This window comes from Pseudomonas sp. LTGT-11-2Z, from assembly GCF_003691445.1.
GTDB lineage: Bacteria > Pseudomonadota > Gammaproteobacteria > Pseudomonadales > Pseudomonadaceae > Aquipseudomonas > Aquipseudomonas monteilii.
Map to the genome: position 1 here is coordinate 3,554,133 of NZ_CP033104.1, position 21,754 is coordinate 3,575,886.

At 61.9% G+C, this 21,754-nt stretch carries 20 protein-coding genes; 13 read left to right on the top strand and 7 right to left on the bottom strand.

Features of this window, described 5'->3' with window-relative positions; genetic code table 11:
• The first annotated feature begins 23 nt into the window (after positions 1 to 23).
• Positions 24 to 2,435, top strand: coding sequence for a TonB-dependent siderophore receptor (locus D8767_RS16545; RefSeq protein ID WP_016714267.1), 2,412 nt, complete (start codon positions 24 to 26; stop codon positions 2,433 to 2,435).
• Between the two features lie 30 nt (positions 2,436 to 2,465).
• Here the strand turns inward: D8767_RS16545 and D8767_RS16550 are convergent, their stop codons facing one another.
• Positions 2,466 to 3,785 (bottom strand): LLM class flavin-dependent oxidoreductase, encoded by a 1,320-nt coding sequence (locus D8767_RS16550; RefSeq protein ID WP_016714268.1) that lies wholly within the window; start codon positions 3,783 to 3,785, stop codon positions 2,466 to 2,468.
• A 112-nt stretch (positions 3,786 to 3,897) separates the two neighbouring features.
• Positions 3,898 to 4,851: an ABC transporter substrate-binding protein gene (locus D8767_RS16555; protein WP_016714269.1), complete on the bottom strand. Its 954-nt coding sequence runs from the start codon at positions 4,849 to 4,851 to the stop codon at positions 3,898 to 3,900.
• A gap of 299 nt (positions 4,852 to 5,150) precedes the next feature.
• Here D8767_RS16555 and D8767_RS16560 point away from each other — a divergent pair, with 299 nt between their 5' ends.
• From D8767_RS16560 to D8767_RS16575, 4 genes are all read left to right on the top strand, one after another.
• Complete coding sequence (locus tag D8767_RS16560) at positions 5,151 to 5,753, top strand: cysteine dioxygenase (protein WP_016714270.1); 603 nt, start codon at positions 5,151 to 5,153, stop codon at positions 5,751 to 5,753.
• Complete coding sequence (locus tag D8767_RS16565; protein WP_016714271.1) at positions 5,750 to 7,333, top strand: rhodanese-related sulfurtransferase; 1,584 nt, start codon at positions 5,750 to 5,752, stop codon at positions 7,331 to 7,333. The genes D8767_RS16560 and D8767_RS16565 overlap by 4 nt, the downstream gene beginning before the upstream one ends.
• 239 nt (positions 7,334 to 7,572) lie before the next feature.
• Positions 7,573 to 8,181 carry a GNAT family N-acetyltransferase gene (locus D8767_RS16570; protein ID WP_029380308.1) on the top strand — a complete coding sequence of 203 codons (609 nt, stop codon included), beginning with the start codon at positions 7,573 to 7,575 and terminating at the stop codon, positions 8,179 to 8,181.
• Positions 8,178 to 8,537 (top strand): cupin domain-containing protein, encoded by a 360-nt coding sequence (locus tag D8767_RS16575; RefSeq protein ID WP_016714273.1) that lies wholly within the window; start codon positions 8,178 to 8,180, stop codon positions 8,535 to 8,537. The genes D8767_RS16570 and D8767_RS16575 overlap by 4 nt, the downstream gene beginning before the upstream one ends.
• Before the next feature lie 196 nt (positions 8,538 to 8,733).
• Here the strand turns inward: D8767_RS16575 and D8767_RS16580 are convergent, their stop codons facing one another.
• The 4 genes from D8767_RS16580 to D8767_RS28780 all read right to left on the bottom strand — a co-directional run bounded on the left by D8767_RS16580 (position 8,734) and on the right by D8767_RS28780 (position 10,878).
• Positions 8,734 to 9,114: a MerR family transcriptional regulator gene (locus D8767_RS16580; protein ID WP_016714274.1), complete on the bottom strand. Its 381-nt coding sequence runs from the start codon at positions 9,112 to 9,114 to the stop codon at positions 8,734 to 8,736.
• Between the two features lie 72 nt (positions 9,115 to 9,186).
• Entirely contained in the window at positions 9,187 to 9,762 is a 576-nt protein-coding gene (locus tag D8767_RS16585; protein WP_016714275.1) for an NAD(P)H-dependent oxidoreductase, read from the bottom strand.
• A 381-nt stretch (positions 9,763 to 10,143) separates the two neighbouring features.
• The gene (locus D8767_RS16590; protein WP_016714276.1) at positions 10,144 to 10,644 is read right to left on the bottom strand and encodes a peroxiredoxin; all 501 of its coding nucleotides are present in this window, start codon (positions 10,642 to 10,644) and stop codon (positions 10,144 to 10,146) included.
• A 93-nt stretch (positions 10,645 to 10,737) separates the two neighbouring features.
• Entirely contained in the window at positions 10,738 to 10,878 is a 141-nt protein-coding gene (locus D8767_RS28780) for a hypothetical protein (RefSeq protein WP_016714277.1), read from the bottom strand.
• Between the two features lie 492 nt (positions 10,879 to 11,370).
• On the opposite strand from D8767_RS28780, the gene D8767_RS16595 reads away from it, so the two are divergent.
• From D8767_RS16595 to D8767_RS16630, 8 genes are all read left to right on the top strand, one after another.
• Positions 11,371 to 12,354, top strand: coding sequence for a DUF1852 domain-containing protein (locus tag D8767_RS16595; RefSeq protein WP_016714278.1), 984 nt, complete (start codon positions 11,371 to 11,373; stop codon positions 12,352 to 12,354).
• 27 nt (positions 12,355 to 12,381) lie between these two features.
• Positions 12,382 to 13,416, top strand: coding sequence for a methionine synthase (locus D8767_RS16600; RefSeq protein WP_025753160.1), 1,035 nt, complete (start codon positions 12,382 to 12,384; stop codon positions 13,414 to 13,416).
• 48 nt (positions 13,417 to 13,464) lie between these two features.
• Positions 13,465 to 14,394, top strand: coding sequence for a LysR family transcriptional regulator (locus D8767_RS16605; RefSeq protein ID WP_016714281.1), 930 nt, complete (start codon positions 13,465 to 13,467; stop codon positions 14,392 to 14,394).
• A gap of 372 nt (positions 14,395 to 14,766) precedes the next feature.
• On the top strand, positions 14,767 to 16,176 hold the full coding sequence (locus D8767_RS16610; RefSeq protein WP_016714282.1) for a circularly permuted type 2 ATP-grasp protein: 1,410 nt from the start codon (positions 14,767 to 14,769) through the stop codon (positions 16,174 to 16,176).
• A gap of 3 nt (positions 16,177 to 16,179) precedes the next feature.
• Positions 16,180 to 17,130, top strand: coding sequence for an alpha-E domain-containing protein (locus tag D8767_RS16615; protein WP_016714283.1), 951 nt, complete (start codon positions 16,180 to 16,182; stop codon positions 17,128 to 17,130).
• Positions 17,127 to 17,906 carry a transglutaminase domain-containing protein gene (locus D8767_RS16620; RefSeq protein WP_016714284.1) on the top strand — a complete coding sequence of 260 codons (780 nt, stop codon included), beginning with the start codon at positions 17,127 to 17,129 and terminating at the stop codon, positions 17,904 to 17,906. Before D8767_RS16615 ends, D8767_RS16620 begins: the two co-directional genes overlap by 4 nt.
• A gap of 73 nt (positions 17,907 to 17,979) precedes the next feature.
• Positions 17,980 to 18,702 (top strand): proteasome-type protease, encoded by a 723-nt coding sequence (locus tag D8767_RS16625; RefSeq protein WP_020371278.1) that lies wholly within the window; start codon positions 17,980 to 17,982, stop codon positions 18,700 to 18,702.
• Between the two features lie 183 nt (positions 18,703 to 18,885).
• Positions 18,886 to 20,223, top strand: a complete 1,338-nt coding sequence (locus D8767_RS16630; protein ID WP_016714286.1) for a D-serine ammonia-lyase — start codon at positions 18,886 to 18,888, stop codon at positions 20,221 to 20,223.
• Between the two features lie 156 nt (positions 20,224 to 20,379).
• Here D8767_RS16630 and D8767_RS16640 read toward each other — a convergent pair whose 3' ends face one another.
• Positions 20,380 to 21,747, bottom strand: coding sequence for a PLP-dependent aminotransferase family protein (locus D8767_RS16640; RefSeq protein ID WP_063977578.1), 1,368 nt, complete (start codon positions 21,745 to 21,747; stop codon positions 20,380 to 20,382).
• Positions 21,748 to 21,754: the final 7 nt, after the last annotated feature.

Here is a 21,754-nt window from a genome sequence, read left to right on the forward strand (position 1 = left end):
CCGCCCAACAAGGAACTGCGTGCATGAAGCAAGTCTTTACCTCTGCCTCGTTACTCCCCATGGCCCTCGCCGCGGGGCTGCAAACTACCCCGACACTGGCCGATGAACCCAGTGCCCAGGCCCTGGGCACGGTGATCGTCACCGGCAACCGTGGCGCCGAGAAGCGCACCGTCACCACAAGCCCCGTGCCGATCGACGTGATCAGCGCCAAGCAATTGCAGGAGACCGGCAAGCCCGGCCTGATGGAAGCCCTGAGCGCCAGCGTGCCCTCGCTCACCCTGCCGGAAAAGACCGGCTGGGACGCCAGCGGCATGGCCCGCGCGCCAAACCTGCGCGGGCTCAATGCCGCCCAGGTGCTGGTGCTGGTCAACGGCAAGCGCCGCCACACCAGCGCCACCCTGAACATCAGCGGCATCAACGCCGGTGCTGCGCCCAGCGACCTGGACCTGATCCCCATCAGCGCCATCGACCATGTGGAGGTGCTGCGCGACGGCGCCGCCGCGCAGTATGGCTCGGACGCCATCGCCGGGGTGATCAACGTGATCCTCAAGGCCGATACCAGCGGTACCGCTGTGACGACTGCCGGCCAGGGCTACGACGGCAAGAAGCAGACCGTGCAGCAAAGCCTGAACAAGGGTTTCGAGATCGGCCGTGACGGCATCCTGCAGCTGGCGATGGATGCGCGCAGCCAGAACGACGACAACAAGGCCAGTGCCAACGGCTACAGCCAGGCCGAAGCGCTGGACCGCGCCGGCAAGGTCACCTACGGCGGCTACGGCACGCCGAAGATCAACCTGCTGACCCTGGGCTACAACGCCGAACTGCCCCTGCAAGACGACCTGACCCTGTATTCGTTCAGCACCTGGTCGTACCGCAAGGCCGAGCAGGGCCAGAATTTCCGTCTGCCGACCATCGCCAACACCATCACCACCGGGCCCAATGGGCGCCCGTCCGGCTACACGCCCACCTGGTACATCGAAGAGCACGACTACCAGGCAGCGTTCGGTGCCAAGGGCCTGGCCGGCGAATGGGACTGGGACCTGTCGAGCACCTACGGGCGCAACGAAGCCGCCCAAGGCACCTGGAATAACCAAAACCCTTCGCTGGGCGAGGCGACGCCCAACCACTTCGAGTCCGGCACCTGGGTCAGCTCGCAACTGACCAGCAACCTCGACCTGCACCGCAGCTTCGAGGTGGGGCTGAGCAAGCCGCTGGACTTCTCGTGGGGCCTTGAACAGCGCCGCGACACGTATCAGGTGCAAGCCGGCGACTGGGCCAGTTGGGCCGACGGCGGTTACTGCCCCACCCCAGGCAACTGCGCCGCCTCCGGCGCCCAGGTGACCAACGGCATCTCACCGGCCGAGGCTACCAGCGCGAGCCGCAACAGCTACGCCGGCTTCCTGGATGTGGGCTTCAACCCGTTGCCGCAGTGGTACTGGGGCGCAGCGGTGCGCTACGAGCACTACGACCGTGGCATCGGCGCCACCCGCAGCGGCAAGCTCACCACCCGCTACGAGTTCACCCCGGAACTGGCACTGCGGGCTACGGTGAGCAACGGCTTCCGTGCACCATCACTGGCCAACAGCCTGTTCAGCGCGCGCTCCACCACCTATGGTGTGGTCAATGGCGTGTATCAGTCGATCAACTACGGCGTACTGCCGGTGGACTCGGCGGCGGCCAAGGCGTTAGGAGCCGAAGCGCTCAAACCTGAAAAATCCACCAACTACAGCCTCGGCCTGACCTGGCAACCCAGCGACCGCCTGGCCTTCACCGCCGATGCCTACCTGGTCAACGTGCGCGACCGCATCACCCTCACCGGCACCCTGCTCGGCCCGGAAGTCACTCAGGCATTGCTGGACAACGGCATCGACTCGACCTCCGGCGGGCAGTACTTCACCAACGGCGCCGACACCCGCACCAAGGGCCTGGACCTGGTGGGCAGCTACGACCAGGATCTAGGCAGCGCCGGCACCGTGAAGTGGACCGCAGCGTTCAACTGGAACGACACCGAGATCCTCGATTACAAGCAAAGCGTGAACATTCTCGGCGCCCCCTACACGCTGATGGACCGCCAGGCCCGCAACCTGCTCACCAAGGTGCAGCCGCACACCAAGCTGATCCTGGGCGGCAACTGGCGGCTGGACCGCTACCGGGTCAACCTGGGGCTGACGCGCTATGGCTCGTGGCGCGAGGTCAACGCCGCCAATGATCGCTCGCTGGACCGCGAGTACAAAGCGCGCTGGATCACCGACCTGGACGTGGGCTACCAGCTGACCAAGGACCTGGAGCTGGCGGTGGGCGCACGTAACCTGTTCGATGTGTACCCCGAGCGCCAGGCACCGAGCAGCAAGACCATGGTCAAGGGGTATGGGGTGTACTCGCCGTATGGGTTTACCGGGGGGTATTACTTTGGGCGGGTGACATACAACTTCTGAAAAGGGGGGCTGCGTTGCAGCCCCGGCGATCTACCGGCTAAAACGCGGAATCGACAGCCCCAGGCTCTCGCGCAAGGTGCTGCCTTCATACGCCGTGCGATACACCCCACGCTCCTGCAACAGCGGCACCACCTCCTCGGTAAAGCGACGGAACTGCCCCGGATGCCCTATATAAATGTTGAACCCATCCAAAGCCCGCGCCTCGAACCATTCGGCCATCTTCGCCGCTACCGTCTGCGCGGAACCTACGAACGCGCCGGGACGCAACTGGCGACCGAATTCCACCGCCTGGCGCAGGCTAAAGCCTTTGTCCCGCGCCTGGTCGGCGATGCGCTTGGCATTGGTGAAGAAGCTGCTGCGGGCATACTCCAGGCTCTCTTGCGGGAATGGGGCGTCAAGCTCGTACTGGCTGAAGTCGTGCCAGCCGAAATTGCGCCCGAACTCCTTGAGCGCCAGCTCGAAGCTGTGATCGGCCTGGTGATAGTGCCGTTCGATCTCACGGGCGTGCTCGTCAGTATCCCCCACGTAGATCTCCGCGCCCGGCAGCACAAGCAACTGCTCCGGATCACGCCCCAGGCGTGCCGCGCGGCCCTTGACGTCACGGTAGAACGCCTGGCCCTGCTCGATGCTGGCGGCATGCGTGAACACCACATCGGCGGTGGCCGCACCCAGGTCGCGACCCTGCTCGGAGTCGCCGGCCTGGAAGATCACAGGCTGGCCCTGGGGCGAGCGCTGGATGTTCAGCGGCCCCACCACCGAAAAGTGCTCGCCCTTGTGGTTCAGCCCATGCAGCTTGGCGGGGTCGAGAAAGCGGCCGCTAGCGCGGTCACGGGGGAAGGCGTCGTCCTCGTAGGAGTGCCATAGCCCCTGTACCACTTGCACATGCTCCTGAGCCCGGGCGTAGCGGGTGTCGTAGTCGTAGTGTTCGTCCAGCCCGTAGTTGCCGGCGGTGCCGGCATCACCACTGGTGACCACGTTCCAGCCGGCGCGGCCCTTGCTGATCAGGTCCAGCGAAGCGAGCCGGCGGGCGACGTTGTACGGGGCGTTGTAGGAGGTGGTGAGGGTGCCGACCAGGCCGATATGGCGGGTGCTCACGGCCAGGGCCGACAGCAGGGTCAGCGGCTCCAGGCGGTTGAGGTAGTGCGAGGGGGAGCCAGGGGTGATGAACTGGCTGTCGACGATGAACATCAGGTCGAACAGCGCAGCCTCGGCCTGGCGGGCGATGTCGATGTACCAGTCGATGTTGACGCTGGCGTCCGCCGGCAGTTCGGGGTCCAGCCACAGGTTGTGCCGGCCGGGGCCGCCGCAGCCCATGGTCAGGGCGCCGAGTTTGATTTTGCGTTGGGTCATGGGGGGAGTCCTTTGCAATCAAGGGGAGGCCTTCGCGGGCAAGCCCGCTCCCACAGGGATCTGCGCTTGCCTATGGGAGCGGGCTTGCCCGCGAAGAAGCCAGCGCAGAGCTTCAGTGCTGGCTGACAGCCGGCTGCTCGATAGCCGCACCAAACGAGGTATCGAACAAGCTGCTGGCCGGATACGTCTGGATCAGCCCGAGCCCGGCGAAGAAGTCCACGGTTTTCTGCGCGTCGACGATCACCTGCGGGTTCAGCGGCGCAAGGTCAGTGCGCGCACGGGCGAACCAGGCGCGGGCGATGTCGCGGTCGGCGCGGGTGCGCTTGGCCCAGGCGTCGGCGTAGGCCTCGGTGTGGGCCGGGTCGCTCAGGGTCCAGTCGCGGGCTTTTTTCAGCCGTTGCAGAAAGTCGGCGATCTGCGTGCGCTTGGCGTCCACCGCTTTGGCGTTGGCCACCACGAAACTCTGCGCCGGTATCACGCCTTCGGCAGTGGCCAGTACGCGGGCGCCCTGGCGTTCTTGCTGGGTAACGTAGGGCTCCCAGGTGGCGATCACGTCCACCGAGCCGCCATCCAGGACGTGGGAAGCGTCCAGCGCGCTGAGGTAACGCAGCTCCAATGCATCACGCGGTACGCCGGCCTTGTCCAAGGCACTGAACAACAGTTGCTGGCTCCACGAACCCTTCCAGATCGCCGCGCGCTTGCCACGCAGGTCTTGCAGGCTGTGTATCGACGAATCCTTGCGCGCCAGAATCGCCACCCCTTCGAGGTTCTGGCGGCTGACCGCGATCACCTTGATCGGCGCGCCCAAGGCGCCCAAAAACAAGGGCGGTGCATCGCCCAGAAGGCCAATGTCAAGGCTGCCGACGTTGAGCGCCTCGGCCACGGGGGAGCCTGCGGTGAACTGCTTCCACTCCAGCTCATAAGGCAGGTTGTCGAGTACGCCGGCCGCTTCCATCACCGCGCGGGCGTTGTAACTCTGGTCGCCTACGACCAAGGTCTGGGCGGCGGCGGCAAGGCTGAAGGTGGTGGCCAGCACAGTGACGGCCAGTTGCTTGAAGTAACGCACGGGGGTCTCCAGATGCCCGCTTGGGGCATGTCAGGGCCGATCCGCAGGTGCGGTCTCGTGGCAACGGTTTTATATCTTTTAAGTCTTACTCGATCGATTTTTATAATCTATAGATCAATCAAGCCGCTGTGAAATGCGCTTTGGGCATAACCTCATGCCTTCGGCGTAATGCGATTTGAAAGCAGAAACGCTCTGCTGTAAATGCATTATTTGCATATTAGCTTATGATTATTTTGCATTTTGAGAATAGAAACAGGCTTTGCTAGGGTGATATGAAACCTGAACATCGAGCCTGAACCATGAGCCATAACCCGGAGCGCCTGCGCCACTTCATCGACAGCCTGGCCGAGTTGCTCGAACAGCAGCCCGACGAAGCCACCCTTCTCGATCGCGGCCGGGGCCTTCTGGCCAGCCTGGTGGCGCAGGACGACTGGCTACCAGACGACCTCGCCCAGCCCGACCCGCAGCGCTACCAGCAGTACCTGTTGCACTGCGACTCGCGCCAACGCTTTTCGGTGGTGAGCTTCGTCTGGGGGCCAGGGCAGCGCACACCCATCCACGATCACCGGGTGTGGGGGCTGATCGGGATGCTGCGCGGCGCCGAATACTCCCAAAACTTCACCCGCGACGCCCAGGGCGCACTGCAGCCCAGCGGCGCACCGGTGCGCCTGGCGCCAGGTCAGGTGGAGGCCGTGTCGCCGCGCATTGGTGACATTCACCAGGTCAGCAATGCCTTCAGTGATCAGGTGTCGATCAGCATCCACGTCTACGGCGGCAACATCGGCGCGGTCAAGCGCGCGGTCTACGCCGAGGACGGCAGCGAAAAAGCGTTCATTTCCGGCTATTCCAATACCCGCCTGCCCAACATCTGGGACCTGTCCAAAGAGAACCCTGCCCCATGAGCACAGTCACCACCCGCCGTTACCAAGACATCCGCCGCGCCCTGCTGGCCCGCGAGGAACTGGCCCTGATCGATGTGCGCGAAGAGGACCCGTTCGCCCAGGAGCACCCGCTGTTCGCCGCCAACTTGGCGCTGTCGAAACTGGAGCTGGAAATCTTCGCCCGTGTGCCGCGACGTGACACCGCCATCACCGTCTACGACGATGGCGAAGGCCTGGCCGCCGTGGCGGCGCAGCGCCTGCTCGCGCTAGGCTACAGCGACGTGGCCGTGCTCGACGGCGGCCTGGCCGGCTGGCGCGCGGCAGGCGGTGAGCTGTTCCGTGACGTCAACGTCCCCAGCAAAGCCTTCGGCGAGTTGGTCGAGAGCGTGCGCCACACCCCCTCGCTGGCCGCCGAGCAGGTGCAGGCGCTGCTCGATGACAAGGCAGACGTGGTGGTGCTCGACGCCCGGCGCTTCGACGAATACCAGACCATGAGCATTCCCGGTGGCATCAGCGTGCCCGGCGCCGAATTGGTGCTGCGGGTGGCCGAGCTGGCGCCGAACCCGGCCACCCAGGTGATCGTCAACTGCGCCGGCCGCACCCGCAGCATCATCGGCACCCAGTCGCTGGTCAACGCCGGCATCCCCAACCCGGTGGCCGCCCTGCGCAACGGCACCATCGGCTGGACCTTGGCCGGGCAGCAGTTGGCTCACGGCCAGGACAAGACCTTCGCCCAGGTGAGCGCCGGCACCCGTGCCAACGCCGCCCGCCAGGCTCGTGCTGTGGCCGACCGCGCCGGCGTGCTGCGCCTGGAGCGCGCCGGGCTTGATGCCTGGCAGGCCGACGCCAGCCGTACCACTTACCTGTTCGATGTGCGCACGCCCGAAGAATACGTTGCAGGCCATCTGCCCGGCAGCCGCAGCGTGCCCGGCGGGCAGCTGGTGCAGGAAACCGACCACGTCGCCAGCGTGCGCGGCGCGCGCATCGTGCTGGTGGACGACGATGGCGTGCGCGCCAACATGAGCGCGTCGTGGCTGGCGCAGATGGGCTGGCAGGTGGCGGTGCTGGACGGGCTGTCGGCGGCAGATTTCAGCGCCATCGGCGATTGGAAGGCGCCGCTGCCGGAGCTACCCAAGGCCAATGAGATCGGTGTCGAACAGTTGCAAGGCTGGCTGCAGGAAGACGGCACCGTGGTGCTGGATTTCACCACCAGCGCCAACTACGTCAAGCGTCATATCCCCGGTGCGCACTGGGCGATTCGCGCGCAACTGGCCGAAACCCTGGAACGGGTGCCACAGGCCAGTCGCTACGTACTGACGTGCGGCAGCAGCCTGCTGGCACGCTTCGCCGCGCGTGACCTGCAGGCCCTCACCCGCACTCCCGTTTACCTGCTCGAAGGCGGCACCACGCGCTGGATCGCTGCCGGGAAACCGCTGGAAACCGGCGAAACGCAGCTTGCCGTACCACGCAGCGACCGCTACCGGCGCCCCTACGAGGGTACGGACAATCCTCGCGAGGCGATGCAGGGGTATCTGGACTGGGAGTTTGGTCTGATCGCGCAACTCGAGCGCGATGGCACCCATGGGTTCAAGGTGCTCTGAACCTGAACGCAGGGGTTCACGGCAAACCGGTGCCGCCCTGCACACCTTTACGCAGGGCGGCTACGCCGTCACCAACCTCGTGGCGCGCTGCGACTTCATCGCTACTGACCGGTAGTTTCCGGTCGGTAGTCGCACGCGGTACGGACGGTGTTCGCCCAGAGCATGATGGGAACCGCTCAACCCGCCTACCCTGCCTCCCTGTCTAAGGCGTAATCCTTGAAAACTAACCACCCGATCCCATGGGAGCACCGTACGTGCCTATCGACTTAAGACCCGCTCAAGCCTCGGACGCGCACGATATTGCGCGCTTCTTTCAACTGACATCGGAAGGCATGGCCGATTACATCTGGAGCAAGCTTGCCGCACCTGGAGAAGCATTGCTGAGTGTCGGTGCGTCTCGCTATGCCAGGGAACAGGGCAACTTTTCCTACAAAAACTGCCTGATGGCCACTTACGAAGGGCACGTCATCGGCATGATGCACAGCTATGCCTTGCGCGAGACCTCTGACAGGCAGGTCGAGACAGACCCGGTCCTCGCGCCGTATTCCGACATGGAAATACCCGACACCTTGTACATATCCAGCCTGGCCCTGGATGAGGCCTGGCGCAGCCAGGGGCTGGGCGTCCAGTTTCTTCGCCACGCCCAGCAGCGCGCTGAGGACGCTGGCCTGGATGGGCTATGCCTGATCGATTATGCAGAAAACCACGGTGCACGCCGTTTCTATGAACGTCACGGTTTTCAAATTGTTAAAACCTGCCAGATCGTTCCGCACCCGATGCTGGGCGTAACCGGTGAAGCCTATTTGATGTATCGCCCCAACCACAACGTGCTCGAGAAAAAACCATGAACAAGAAACTGACCGTGTTCCGCGAACTGGACATTCAACCGGTGCGCGACCTTCCCTTTTTTGAAGAGGTCGTGGAGGGCACCCCTCATACGCTGACGTCCAAGTACTATCACGATGAACAGCAAGGTCGTATTTCCGGAGAGTGGGAAGCCAGTACCGGAGCGTGGCGCATCGACTACAAAGTTTGGGAGTTCTGCCATGTCCTGAGTGGACGCTGTGTCATCGAGCTCGAGGGTTGCGCCCCCACCACATTGGCCGCTGGCGACACGTTCATTATCGAACCGGGCGCCAAGGGCAAATGGACCGTGCTGGAAGACATGAAAAAGAACTTCGTGATCCTCTTGCCCGCGAACTGAGCACAGGGTCACGTTTCATCGAGCGCAGCGTAAGGACAGTTTGCATGCTTGCCTGCTGGCGGCGCTCGAATGTTTTTCGGCAGGCCACAACAGCCCTCTAACTCTCAGTGTCCGCTTGGGTTGGGAGCGGTCACTTGCGAGCCGCACCTTTCACGCTGATGCCGCCAGTCCAGGAAATAGGGTTGCCTGGCACGGGTTACGCCCGTACTTGCGGGTCAAGCCCGCACTGATACCTGGTACCTTCAAGGCGTGCTTCAAACGCCTGGAGCCCTGCGTATATCTGTTGTAGCCCAGTGATTTGCCCCAGCACTTCGCGTTTCTTGTCGGCAATGGCCTTGCCCGCCAACTCCCACGGCAAATCAGCACCCTGATGCCTCGGCAGAATCGCCTGCAGTTCCTTCAGTTTGAAACCCAACTGCTGCGCGCATTTGATGAACGTAAGCAGCTCGACACTCTGCTGGTTGTAAACGCGGTACTGCCCCTGGCGCTCGGGCGGCGGCAACAGGCCAATCGCTTCATAGTGGCGGATGGTCTTGACCGTGGTGCCCGACAGTTGGGCGGCTTTGCCGATGTACATGAACGTCCTTTTCATAAGTGGGCGGCGCATCATTGCACGGCGCCAGCGGTTCGGGAACCTCATAGGCGCAGGTCAGCCGGCGATGCTTCGTGCCTGTTGGAGCCAGGTTTCGCGCCGCCGCGCGCTGGAGCCGAGCAGCGGACCGAACATCAGGGTACGCAGCGGTCTGATACCGCAAAACTGTAACGTGGTCTTGCGGACTTGGTGAAGGCCAGGCATGCGATACACCCAACGGTAGTACCACGGCGGTGTATCCATCGTCACCAGCAAATGCGCCGTACGGCCCTTGAGCAGTTGCTCGGGGAAAGCCTTGCCTGCCCTATACCGGAACGCGAAACCGGGCAAGAACACGCGGTCGAAAAAGCCTTTCATCAATGCAGGGATACCGCCCCACCAAATGGGGTAGATAAAGGCTAGGTGCTCGGCCCAGGTGATGTCGGCCTGAGCCCTGAGCAGGTCGGGCTCCAATGGCTGCGCTTGCCGGTAGCCGCTGCGCAGCACCGGGTCGAAGCTCAAGGTATCAAGCCGTAACACCCTTACATCATGGCCGGAGGTTCTGGCCGCCTCGACATAACTCTCGGTCAGCGCTGCGCAGAAACTCTCGCCTGACGGGTGCCCCAGCACCACGAGTACTCGTTTGCTCATCATCACTTCATCCTGAACAGAAAGCGTGCAGGGTAAAGTCTGCCCCTAACGGGAGAGTCAACTGCTCAGGCTTTATCCCTGCCATGCGTATCCAGTCAATCGCTTGTGCATGGGTGTGCAGGCCAGCTCAAGCCCTGAAGGCGAGGTGTAGATTCCTTCAGCCTCCCGCTGATAACCACATCGACGGTAGAACGTAGTGGCATTGGGTACATGCTCACGCTCCTTGTCACGGGTGATCATGACCGGAGCCTGAAAAAGCCCCGCCCCATTAGTGGCGGGGCTTAGGGTTACGTCAGGATTTACGCGCGCAACGTCCTATGGCCCGCCCAAGGCGGTCATCATCGGATGCTTCATCAAGGGTGTCAGATTTGGGGGCGGGTAAACCTAGCGCAGCGCAGCCAAAACGCTCCCCGCGTCGCTGACCTCGAACTTGCCAGGCGCTTCCACCGCTACGTGCTGGACGATCAAGTCGTCGACCACCATGGCATAACGCAGCGAACGACGTCCCAGCCCGCGGGCCGACAGGTCCTGGATCAAGCCCAGTGCGTCGCTGAACTCGCCATTGCCATCGCCGATCATCTTCACCGCATCGCCCACCTGCAGGCTGTTACCCCAGGCATTCATGACAAAGGCATCGTTTACCGAAACACAGAAAATTTCGTCAATGCCAGCCGCGAACAACGCTTGCGCCTGCGCTACGTAACCCGGAACGTGGCGTTCGGAGCATGTGGGCGTGAACGCGCCAGGCAAGCCGAAAATAACCACTTTTTTCTGCTTGCACCGGTCGCGAACAGAAAAGGCATTCGGGCCGATCGCGCAGACGCCAGCATCGTTGTTGTATTCGTAAAGGGTAACGTCGGGCAGTTCATCGCCAGTCTTGATCATCGTTGTCTCCGGCATCAGGTGATGATTGAGCAAATCATGATGCCGCAGTCTGGTCGAAATGTCCGGGGTTGCCGTACCGGATTGATTACCCTGTCAGCGGGCCAGTATCGCCTGATGATGGTCGATCGAAGGCACAGCGTCCTGAACGCGCCGAGCCGTCAGCCATTCGCGCATTCGCGCAGTATCGAAAATCTGCCCCTCCTCCATCATGGTCAGGATGAGCGTTTGGGACATTCGGTAACATCCACATCGGGAACAACACCGCGCTTCCCATCCGTGGGCGCATTCGACAGTTTCAGCCTGCCCTGCGCAGATCAGACAACTCATGTAAGCCCCCTTTTATTGTTCTTCCATGAAGGGTGGTTGCAAAGGCAAAAGAATAGTATGGCTTTGGATTGACATGAGATTTTCGTGCCAAGTCCAGAAATACCTTCAGCGCGCTTGAGAACCAGGCATGGCCCGAGGAGCGTTCATCAACTGAACAGGCTGTCATCCAAGGGCTCGCTCGGCGCGTCCATCAGGCACACGCCTGCTACTGGCCATGACACCCATCATGAGCAACGCTAAAAAACCTGTGAATTATCTTCAATACCTTTCATGTAGACGCCCTGCTTAAACTACGTCCTGATCATGCATCAGCATAAAGTTTGTTGAGCGAAGGCCCCAGAAGGTGCAACTGGACAGCACTGGAAGTGCTCGACCTCAAACATCAGGACACCGCGCACCATGAATACAGCACCTACATTCAGCCTCAAACGCATTGCCTTCGACGAACATTATCACCCTGCCGATAACACCCGCCTTACCACCAATTTCGCCAATTTGGCGCGGGGGGCGAACCGCCAGGAAAACCTGCGCAACACCTTGACGATGATAAACAACCGCTTCAACGCCCTGGCGCATTGGGATAATCCCGACAATGACCGCTACCACGTCGAGCTGGAAATCATCTCGGTGGAAATGAACATGGAAGCCGAACAGCACGGCACTACCCTGCCGTTGATAGAAATACTGAAAACCCATATTGTCGACCGCACGACCAATACCCGCATCGAGGGCATGGTAGGCAATAACCTTTCCTCGTACGTTCGCGACTACGACTTCAGTGTCCTGTTGCTGGAGCACAACAAGCATCGGGCAACCTTCAGCACGCCCGAGCACTTTGGCACGCTTCACGGCAACCTGTTCAAGTGTTTCGTAAATTCGCCAACCTACCAGCAGCACTTCAAAAAACCGCCGGTTATCTGCCTGAGTGTGTCGAGCAGCAAAACCTACTACCGCACCGAAAACCAGCACCCTGTACTGGGCGCTGAATACCAGCAGGATGAATACTCGCTGACGGACGAATACTTCAAAAAAATGGGTTTGAAGGTTCGCTATTTCATGCCACCGGACAGTGTTGCCCCGTTGGCATTCTATTTTGCCGGTGACTTGCTCGCGGATTACACCAACCTTGAGCTGATCAGCACCATCAGCACCATGGATACCTTCCAGAAGATCTACCGCCCCGAAATCTACAATGCCAACTCTGCAGCCGGCAAGGCCTACCAGCCCAGCCTGAAGCACCAGGACTACTCGCTCACGCGTATTGTCTACGATCGGGATGAACGCAGCCGGCTGGCGATCGAACAGGGGAAATTTGCCGAGGCGAACTTTGTCAAACCCTACCAGGCCACGCTTGAGCAATGGTCCGCTCAATACACCCGTTGAATCATTCAAAGTACAAGGTCATCGCTCATGAACACGCTACTCCCCACGTCCACTGCCGGCAGCCTGCCTAAACCGTCCTGGCTTGCCCAACCTGAAACACTCTGGTCACCGTGGAAGTTACAAGACGCGCAGCTTATCGAAGGCAAACAGGATGCCCTGCGCCTGGCCTTGCAAGAACAACAACACGCCGGTATCGACATTGTCAGTGATGGCGAACAAACACGTCAGCACTTCGTCACCACCTTTATCGAGCACCTGAGTGGTGTTGATTTCGAACAGCGGGAAACCGTTAGAATCCGCGATCGCTACGACGCGAGCGTGCCAACCGTGGTGGGTGCTGTCGCTCGACAGAAACCCGTATTTGTCGAAGATGCCAAGTTCTTGCGCCAACACACCACGCAGCCGATAAAGTGGGCGCTGCCTGGCCCCATGACCATGATCGATACCTTGTACGACACCCACTATAAAAGCCGCGAGAAACTGGCCTGGGAATTCGCCAGGATTCTCAATCAGGAAGCCCGGGAACTGGAAGCGGCCGGTGTTGACATCATTCAGTTCGACGAACCGGCATTCAATGTCTTCTTCGACGAAGTGAATGACTGGGGCGTGGCCACCCTGGAAAGGGCCATTGAAGGCCTCAAGTGCGAAACAGCCGTCCATATCTGCTATGGCTATGGCATCAAAGCCAATACTGACTGGAAAAAGACACTGGGTTCGGAATGGCGGCACTATGAGCAAGCCTTCCCCAAACTGCAACAGTCCGGCATCGATATCATCTCGCTGGAATGCCATAACTCGCATGTTCCAATGGACCTGATCGAGCTGATTCGCGGCAAGAAAGTCATGGTCGGCGCCATTGATGTGGCCAGCCATGCCATTGAAACACCGGAGCAGGTTGCCGACACCCTGCGCAAGGCATTGCAGTTCGTCGATGCCGACAAACTCTACCCGTGTACCAATTGCGGTATGGCACCGCTGCCTCGTCAGGTAGCCAGCGGCAAGCTCAAGGCGTTGAGTGCAGGCGCAGCAATCGTGCGCCAGGAACTCGTCAACGCACGCTGAAGCCTGTGCAGACAAAAGCCCCATATTGAGCTGACCCGTATTTTACCCATGATCGATTTACGCCACCTGCGAACCCTCCACGCACTGCGTGAAACCGACAGCCTGCACGAGGCCGCCGAGCGCCTGCACCTGACCCAATCAGCCCTGTCGCACCAGTTCCGCGACATGGAAGAGCGTATCGGCATGCCGCTGTTCGTGCGCAAATCCAGGCCGGTGCGCTTCACCAGTGCGGGGCTGAAACTGTTGCAGCTGGCCGACCAGGTGTTGCCGCAAATCCGCAGTACCGAACGGGACCTTGGCAAGCTGGCCGGGGGCTCGGCCGGGCGGCTGCACATCGCCATCGAATGCCACAGCTGCTACCAGTGGCTGATGCCTTGCGTGGATGAATTTCGCAGCGCCTGGCCAGAGGTGGAACTGGACCTCGCCTCCGGTTTTTCCTTCGCACCACTGCCAGCCCTGGAGCGCGGCGACCTGGACCTGGTAGTCACTTCCGACCCGGTAACACTGCCGGGCATCAGCTATGTGCCGTTATTCGCTTATGAGGCACTGCTGGCCATCGACAACCACCACGCCCTGCGCGACAAGCCTTACCTGGAACCTTCCGATATCGCCCACCAGACGCTGATCACCTACCCGATCGAACGCACTCGTCTGGATATTTTCACCCGCTTTCTCGACCCGGCCGACATCGAGCCGGCACAGGTACGCACCTCGGAACTGACCGTGATGATGATGCAGCTGGTGGCGTCCGGGCGCGGCGTCTGCAGCCTGCCCAACTGGGCAGTGCATGAGTACAGCTCGCGTGGCTATGTAACCGCCAAGCGCCTTGGCGAACATGGCTTGCAGGCCAGGCTCTACGCTGCACTGCGCAGTGACATGCTGGAAGTGCCATACGTGAGTGATTTTCTGCTCACCGCCAAGGACATCTCCTTCACCACGCTGGCAGGTGTCAGCGTGGCGTCAGGGCCCGTACGCTGACAGCTGCGCGGCCTTAGCGGACCACGCCCCAATTCGGGTCAAAATCGGTAACGGGGTTCAAAGCGCCCTTTTTTGATGCACGCCTGGCTATCGGCCCGGCGTTGCTCACTCGTAGCTAGAGCAAACACTGTCCCGTACTGCCACGGACTACCCGCCCAAATCCCGTGTTTCGCGGCGCTTCCCCCTCAACATCCCCGCTGCACTGCGTTTTCGGCACCTTCATTGCAATGCTTGTTGTGCTCACCGCACAGGTAATCAATCGCAACCGAGGCTCACGCGAGACACGGCACCCACCGACCCCAGCAAGGCAGCACCCTGAAAAACGCAGATGAACCGCAATGAAGCTGCCGGCAACGGCGGCAAGGAGTGGGTATGTCCCGGGCTTTTTTCAATGAAATGTACGAAGCGAACGGCAGTTGCCGCCCGCATTACCAGGAGTTCGCCCGCTGGCTGGCGAACACCCCGCTGGAGCTGCTGGAGCAGCGCCGACGTGAAGCGGACCTGTTGTTCCACCGTGCCGGCATCACCTTCACCCTGTACGGCGACAGCCAGGACACCGAACGCCTGATCCCCTTCGATATCATCCCGCGCAGCATCCGCGCCAGCGAGTGGCGCACGGTCGAGCGTGGCTGCATACAGCGTGTGCAGGCGCTTAACCTGTTCCTGCAGGACATCTACCACGACCAGCGCATCCTCAAGGCCGGTATCATCCCGCCCGAGCAGGTGCTGGCCAACGAGGGCTACCAGATCGCCATGCAGGGCCTGGACCTGCACCGAGGGCTGTATGCCCACATCGCCGGTGTCGACCTGGTGCGCGATGGCGATGGCAGCTACTTCGTGCTGGAAGACAACCTGCGCACCCCCAGCGGCGTCAGCTACATGCTCGAAGACCGCAAGATGATGATGCGCCTGTTCCCTGAGCTGTTTGCCGCCCAGCGTATCGCCCCCATCGACCACTACCCCAACCTGCTGCTGGACACACTCAAGAGCGCCAGCCCGCTGGACAACCCCACGGCCGTGCTGCTCACCCCCGGCCGCTTCAACAGCGCCTATTTCGAGCATGCGTTCCTGGCCCGGGAAATGGGCATCGAGCTTGTGGAAGGCGCAGACCTGTTCGTGCGTGACGAGCATGTCTACATGCGCACCACCGCCGGCCCGCAGCAGGTCGATGTGATCTACCGCCGCCTGGACGACGACTACCTCGACCCGCTGTCGTTCAACCCGGACTCGATGCTCGGAGTGCCGGGGCTGATCTCGGTGTACCGCGCCGGCAATGTGGTACTGGCCAACGCCGTCGGCACCGGCGTGGCGGACGACAAGTCGATCTACCCCTATGTCGACGACATGATCCGCTACTACCTTGGCGAAGAGCCGATCCTGAACAACGTGCCCACCTGGCAGTGCCGCAAGCCTGCTGATCTGTCCCACGTCCTGGCCCACCTGCCCGAACTGGTGGTCAAGGAAACCCAGGGCTCCGGCGGCTATGGCATGCTGGTTGGGCCGGCATCGACCCGTGCCCAGATCGAAGACTTCCGCGCGCGCATCAAAGCCCGCCCGCACGCCTATATCGCCCAACCCACCTTGTGCCTGTCCACCTGCCCGACCTTTGTCGACAGCGGCATCGCGCCACGCCACATCGACCTGCGCCCGTTTGTGCTTTCGGGCAGTGAAACCCGCCTGGTGCCCGGCGGCCTGACCCGCGTGGCGCTGAAGGAAGGCTCGCTGGTGGTCAACTCGTCGCAAGGCGGCGGTACCAAGGACACCTGGGTGGTGGAGGACTGAACCATGCTTTCGCGAACCGCTTCCGACCTGTACTGGATGTCACGCTACCTGGAGCGTGCAGAAAACCTCGCGCGCATGCTTGAGGTCAGCTATTCGCTGTCGTTGATGCCCCAGGCCGGGCACAGCGATGGCCATGCCGAGCTGGCGATGTCGCTGCTAGCATCCGGCACGCTGGACGACTACATCCGCCGGCACACCGAGCTCGACACCGAGCGCATGCTGCACTTCTTCGCCCTCGACGCGACCAACCCCAGCAGCATCTATTGCTGCCTGCAGGCCGCCCGCACCAATGCCCATGCGGTGCGTGGCCGCATCACCGCCGACATGTGGGAAAACATCAACGCCACCTGGATCGAGATGCGCAATATCGCCAGCAATGGCCTTGGCCGCTATGGCATCAGCCAGTTCTGCGACTGGGTCAAGGAGCGCTCGCACCTGTTCCGTGGCGCCACCTCCGGCACCATCATGCGTAACGATGCCTACAGCTTCATTCGCCTGGGCACCTTCCTGGAGCGGGCGGACAACACCCTGCGCCTGCTCGATGCGCGCTATGAAATGTTCGGCGAAACCTCCGAAGAGGTGAGCGACGATTCCGCCCGTGGTTATTACCAGTGGAGCGCCTTGCTGCGTGCGCTGACCTCGTATGAAGCCTTCAACGAGATCTATCGCGCCGCCCCCAGCGCGCGGCCGGTGTCCGAGCTGCTGCTGTTGCGGGTGGATGTTCCACGCTCGCTGCATGCCTGCATCGAGGAACTGGACCTGATCCTGGCCGGTCTGCCGGGCAGTAGCGGGCGCGCCGCCCAGCGCATGGCCGCCGAACTCAACGCGCGCCTGCGCTACACCGCCATCGATGAAATCCTCGATGCAGGGTTACACCCCTGGCTGAGCGACTTCATCGGCCGCGTCAACCAACTGGGCCAGGCGGTCCATCACTCCTACCTGGAGGTTGTATGAAACTGTCCATTCGCCACGACACCAGCTACAGCTATGCCAGCGATGTCAGCAACAGCATCCAGTTCCTGCGCCTGACGCCGCGCAGCAGCGCACGCCAGCGTATCAATGAATGGCAACTGGGCCTGCCCTGCAAGGTCAAGAGCCAGATCGACCCGTACGGCAACATCCTGCATGTGCTGACCCTGGACAAACCCCACGGCCACCTGGCGCTGACTGCCAGCGGGCAGGTAGAGATCGACCCGGACTGCGAGCAGGAGGCCGAAAGCCAGTCTCCCCTGCCATTCCTGCGTGTCAGCCGCCTGACCCAGGCCGATGACACACTCAAGGCGTTCGCCACCCGGCAATGTGGCCAGCACCGCGACCGGGCGGCACTGACGGGGCTGATGCAAGGCTTGGCCGAGCACATGCCCTACAGCCCCGGGGCCACTTCGGTGGGTACCACCGCGATCGAAGCATTCAACGGCGGCGCCGGGGTGTGCCAGGACCACACCCACGCCTTCCTGGCCTGCGCCCGCAGCCTGGGGGTGCCGGCACGCTACGTTTCGGGCTACCTGTGCACCGAGGACGAGCAGCACCTGGCCAGCCACGCCTGGGCAGAAGCCTGGATCGACGACGCCTGGTACAGCTTCGACATCACCAACCGCCTGACGCGGCCAGACCGTCACCTGAAGCTGGCGGTTGGCCTGGACTACCTCGATGCCTGCCCGGTCCGGGGCGTGCGCCGCGGCGGCGGTATCGAATCGATGCAGGCCAGCGTTCACGTACACCGCCAGTGACACGTTTGCTGCAGGCCGGTCTTGCCGCGCAGGTGCGGCAAGACCACTCCATACCCAATACAAGGGAAACCGCATGACTTATTGTGTTGCCATGCACCTTGAGGACGGGCTTGTCTTCATCAGCGATTCACGCACCAACGCCGGCATTGACCAGATCTCCACCTTTGCCAAGTTGTTCGTGTTCAGCGTGCCGGGCGAGCGGCTGATCGTGCTGCAGACCGCCGGCAACCTGGCAACCTCGCAGTCGGTGGTGAACCTGCTGCAGCAACGCAGCCAGGGCAGCGGCCCTCACCTGCTGAACGTTGCCACGCTTTACGATGCAACGGTGCTGGTCGCCGACACCCTGCGCGAAGTGGTCAACCGTGACCGCAGCAAGCTTACGGGCGACATCGACCTGAGCAGTTCATTCATTGTCGGCGGCCAGATAGCCGGCGCCCCCATGGCCATCTACAACGTCTACGCGCAGGGCAATTTCTTCCAGGCCACGCCAGACACCCCGTTCCTGCAACTGGGCGAAAGCAAGTACGGGCGGCCTATTCTCGACCGCAACCTGCAATACCAGACGCCACTGGATGAAGCGTTGCGTTGCGGCCTGATTTCGTTCGATTCCACTATCCGCAGCAACCTGTCGGTGGGCATGCCGCTGGACTTGCTGGTGTATCGCAAAGGCAGCCTCGAAAGCATGACGCGCAAGCGCATCACCAACGAGGATGCCTATTATCAGCAGATTCGCAGGCAGTGGAGTGATGGGTTGAAGCGGTTGTTGGCGGAGCTGCCTGCACCGCCTTATGGCTGAATGAACACACGGCTCGAAACATCTGCTGCCTGTGCAGGCCTCTTCGCGGGCAAGCCCGCTCCCACAAGTACTGCGCATAACCTGAAGGCTGCGATGATCTTGTGCATGCTGTGAGGAGTCATCGTTTGAGTCTCACCGGCCACTGAGCTCTAATTGGGCGAATACTGCGCTACTGGTGAAACCATGATTCACGGAAAAACCCTGGAAGCCTGGCAAAAAAGCCACCCGATCATCGCCGACCTGGTTGCCCTGAAAGAAACCAGCTGGTTCAACCCTGGTATCGCCAAGGCTGCCGAAGCCCTGCACGACGTAGGTCTGACGGCTGACGACGTGCAAGCGACAAGCGCGCGATTGCAGCGTTTCGCACCCTACCTGGCCACTGTGTTCCCTGAAACGGCAGCTGCCGGCGGGGTGATCGAGTCGCACATCACCCCGCTGCCGCAGCTTCGCCAACGGCTTATCGAGGAAGGCTCACTGCAAAACGTGGGCAGCCTGTGGCTCAAGGCTGACAGCGACTTGCCTATCTCCGGATCCATCAAGGCCCGGGGCGGCATTCATGAAGTGCTCAAGCACGCCGAAGACCTGGCCTTGGCGGCCGGTTTGATCACCCCGTCGGATGACTACACCAGACTGGCCAACGATGAGGCCCGCGCATTCTTCAGCCAGTACAAGATCGCCGTGGGCTCGACCGGCAACCTGGGCCTGTCGATTGGCATCATGAGTGCCAAGCTGGGCTTCCAGGTGAGCGTGCACATGTCGTCTGACGCCAGGCAATGGAAGAAGGACAAGCTGCGCGCCAACGGCGTAACGGTGGTAGAGCACGCCTGCGATTACAGCGTGGCAGTCGAGCAAGGTCGCCAGCAGGCAGCTTCAGACCCCGCCTGTTATTTTGTCGACGATGAAAACTCCCCGCAGCTGTTCCTCGGCTATGCCGTAGCAGCCGAACGGCTGGCACGGCAGTTCGACGAGGCCGGCATCCAGGTGAACGCTGATCATCCATTGTTCGTGTACCTGCCGTGCGGCGTAGGGGGCGGCCCCGGCGGTGTCGCATTCGGGCTGAAGCTGGTGTTCGGCGATGCGGTGCATTGCATCTTTGCCGAACCCACCCACTCCCCGTGCATGCTGCTGGGGGTGTACACCGGCTTGCACGATGAAACCCGTGTGCAGGACTTCGGCATCGACAATATCACCGCCGCCGACGGCCTGGCGGTCGGGCGCCCATCCGGGTTTGTCGGCAAAGCCATGCAACGGCTGATTGATGGTTACTACACCGTGACCGACGAAGAACTGTACCGCTTGATGGTCATCGCCCACGAGCAGGACAGGGTCAAGCTGGAGCCTTCTGCGCTTGCTGGCGTACCTGGCATGGCACGGGTGTTACGGGCAGACGAGTATCTGGCTCGCCAGGGCTTTACCCCAACGCATCTGCAAAATGCCACTCACCTTGTGTGGGGTACGGGCGGCAGCATGGTTCCAGAAACCGAGTTTGAGGCTTATCTGGCGAAAGGCCGCAGCCTGTAGGCTGCGCTTATCAAAGCCCCTGAATGGGTTGCCTGTACTGGCCTTTTCGCGGGTAAACCCGCTCCCACAGGTACAGCGCAGGTTTCGAAAACGGTGCGATCCTTGTGGGAGCGGGTTTACCCGCGAAAAGGCCGGTACAGGCGACACATCACTTGCTCAACCGCGAATGCACTGCGCAAACACCGGTTCCTGCAAATAGGCCACATTCAACCGGGTCCAGGGCGTCACGGCCTTCTGGTTGGTCTGGAAGATCGCCCCCGGTGCCAGCATTACCCCCCTGCCCTGCACTTCGCGGGTCAGCAACGCGGTGTCTTCGATCCCCGGAAAACGCGCCCACAGGTACAGGCTTTGTTCCGGCCGACAGAACACCTCGGCACCTAGTTCGTCCAGCACCCGCAGCCCACCGGCGGTGGCTTCCCGCACCCGGTCCTGAAGGCGCATCAGGTGCCGCAGGAAATGCCCTTCGCTGAGGATCACATCCGCCGTGCGTTCGCACAGTTCCGAACAACTGGTGTGCAACATCATCTGCAGGTCGGCCAACTCGTCGATGACCTCCTTGCTCCCTGCGATGTAACCCACCCGCAAGGCCGCCGACACTGATTTCGAGAAACTGCCGATGTACAGCGAACGCCTCAGTTGGTCGAGCGCCGCCACCTTGAGCGCCGAGCTGGGCTTGAAGTCTGCCAGTGCGTCGTCTTCGACCAGCAGCAAGTCGTGCCGCTCGGCCAGTTGCAGCAAGCGATGGGCCTTGGCCGGGGAGATATCCGAGCCGGTAGGGTTGTGGCACACCGACTGGATGAAGAACAGCCGGGGCCGTTCGACGCGCAGCATGGCTTCCAGCGCCTCCATGTCCGGGCCGTCCGCCAGGCGCGGCACGCTCAGCAGCCGTGCGCCGTGCAGTTGCAGCTTGCCGAACAGCGGGTAGTAACCCGGGTTTTCCACCAGCACCGCATCGCCCGGTACCACGAAGCGGCGAATGATCAGGTCCAGTGCATGGTTGGCGCCGTGGGTGGTCACGATTTGCCGGGGGGTGGCACTGATGGCGTAGCTGGCCAGCTTGCGCACCAGGCTCTGGCGCAGGCCGGGGTTGCCCAGGCGATTGCCATAACGAAACAGGTTCCCTGCACCACTGCGCATCGCTTGCCGGGTGAATTTGTCGAGGCGCATGTCCTGCAGCCAGGCCACCGGCGCAAAACCTTCACCCAACGGCGCCAGCCCGGGTTCGCGAACGAACTGCTGCCGCATCATCCAGATGGTGTCCATGGCCCGGGTGTACGGCGGTGTTTCATCCAGCTCGGCGGCCTGCACCTGCGCACCGACAAAAAACCCCTGCCCGTGGCGCGCCTCCACCAACCCTTGAGAGGCGAGAATCTCGTACGCGGTGATCACCGTATTTTTCGAGTGTCCGTGCAAACGCATGTACTCGCGTAACGACGGCAGGCGGTCGCCAACCTTCAGCACGCCTGTGCGGATCTGCTGCTCGACCGCATCGGCGACTTGCTGGGCAAGGGTGACACGAGGCATCGGCTGG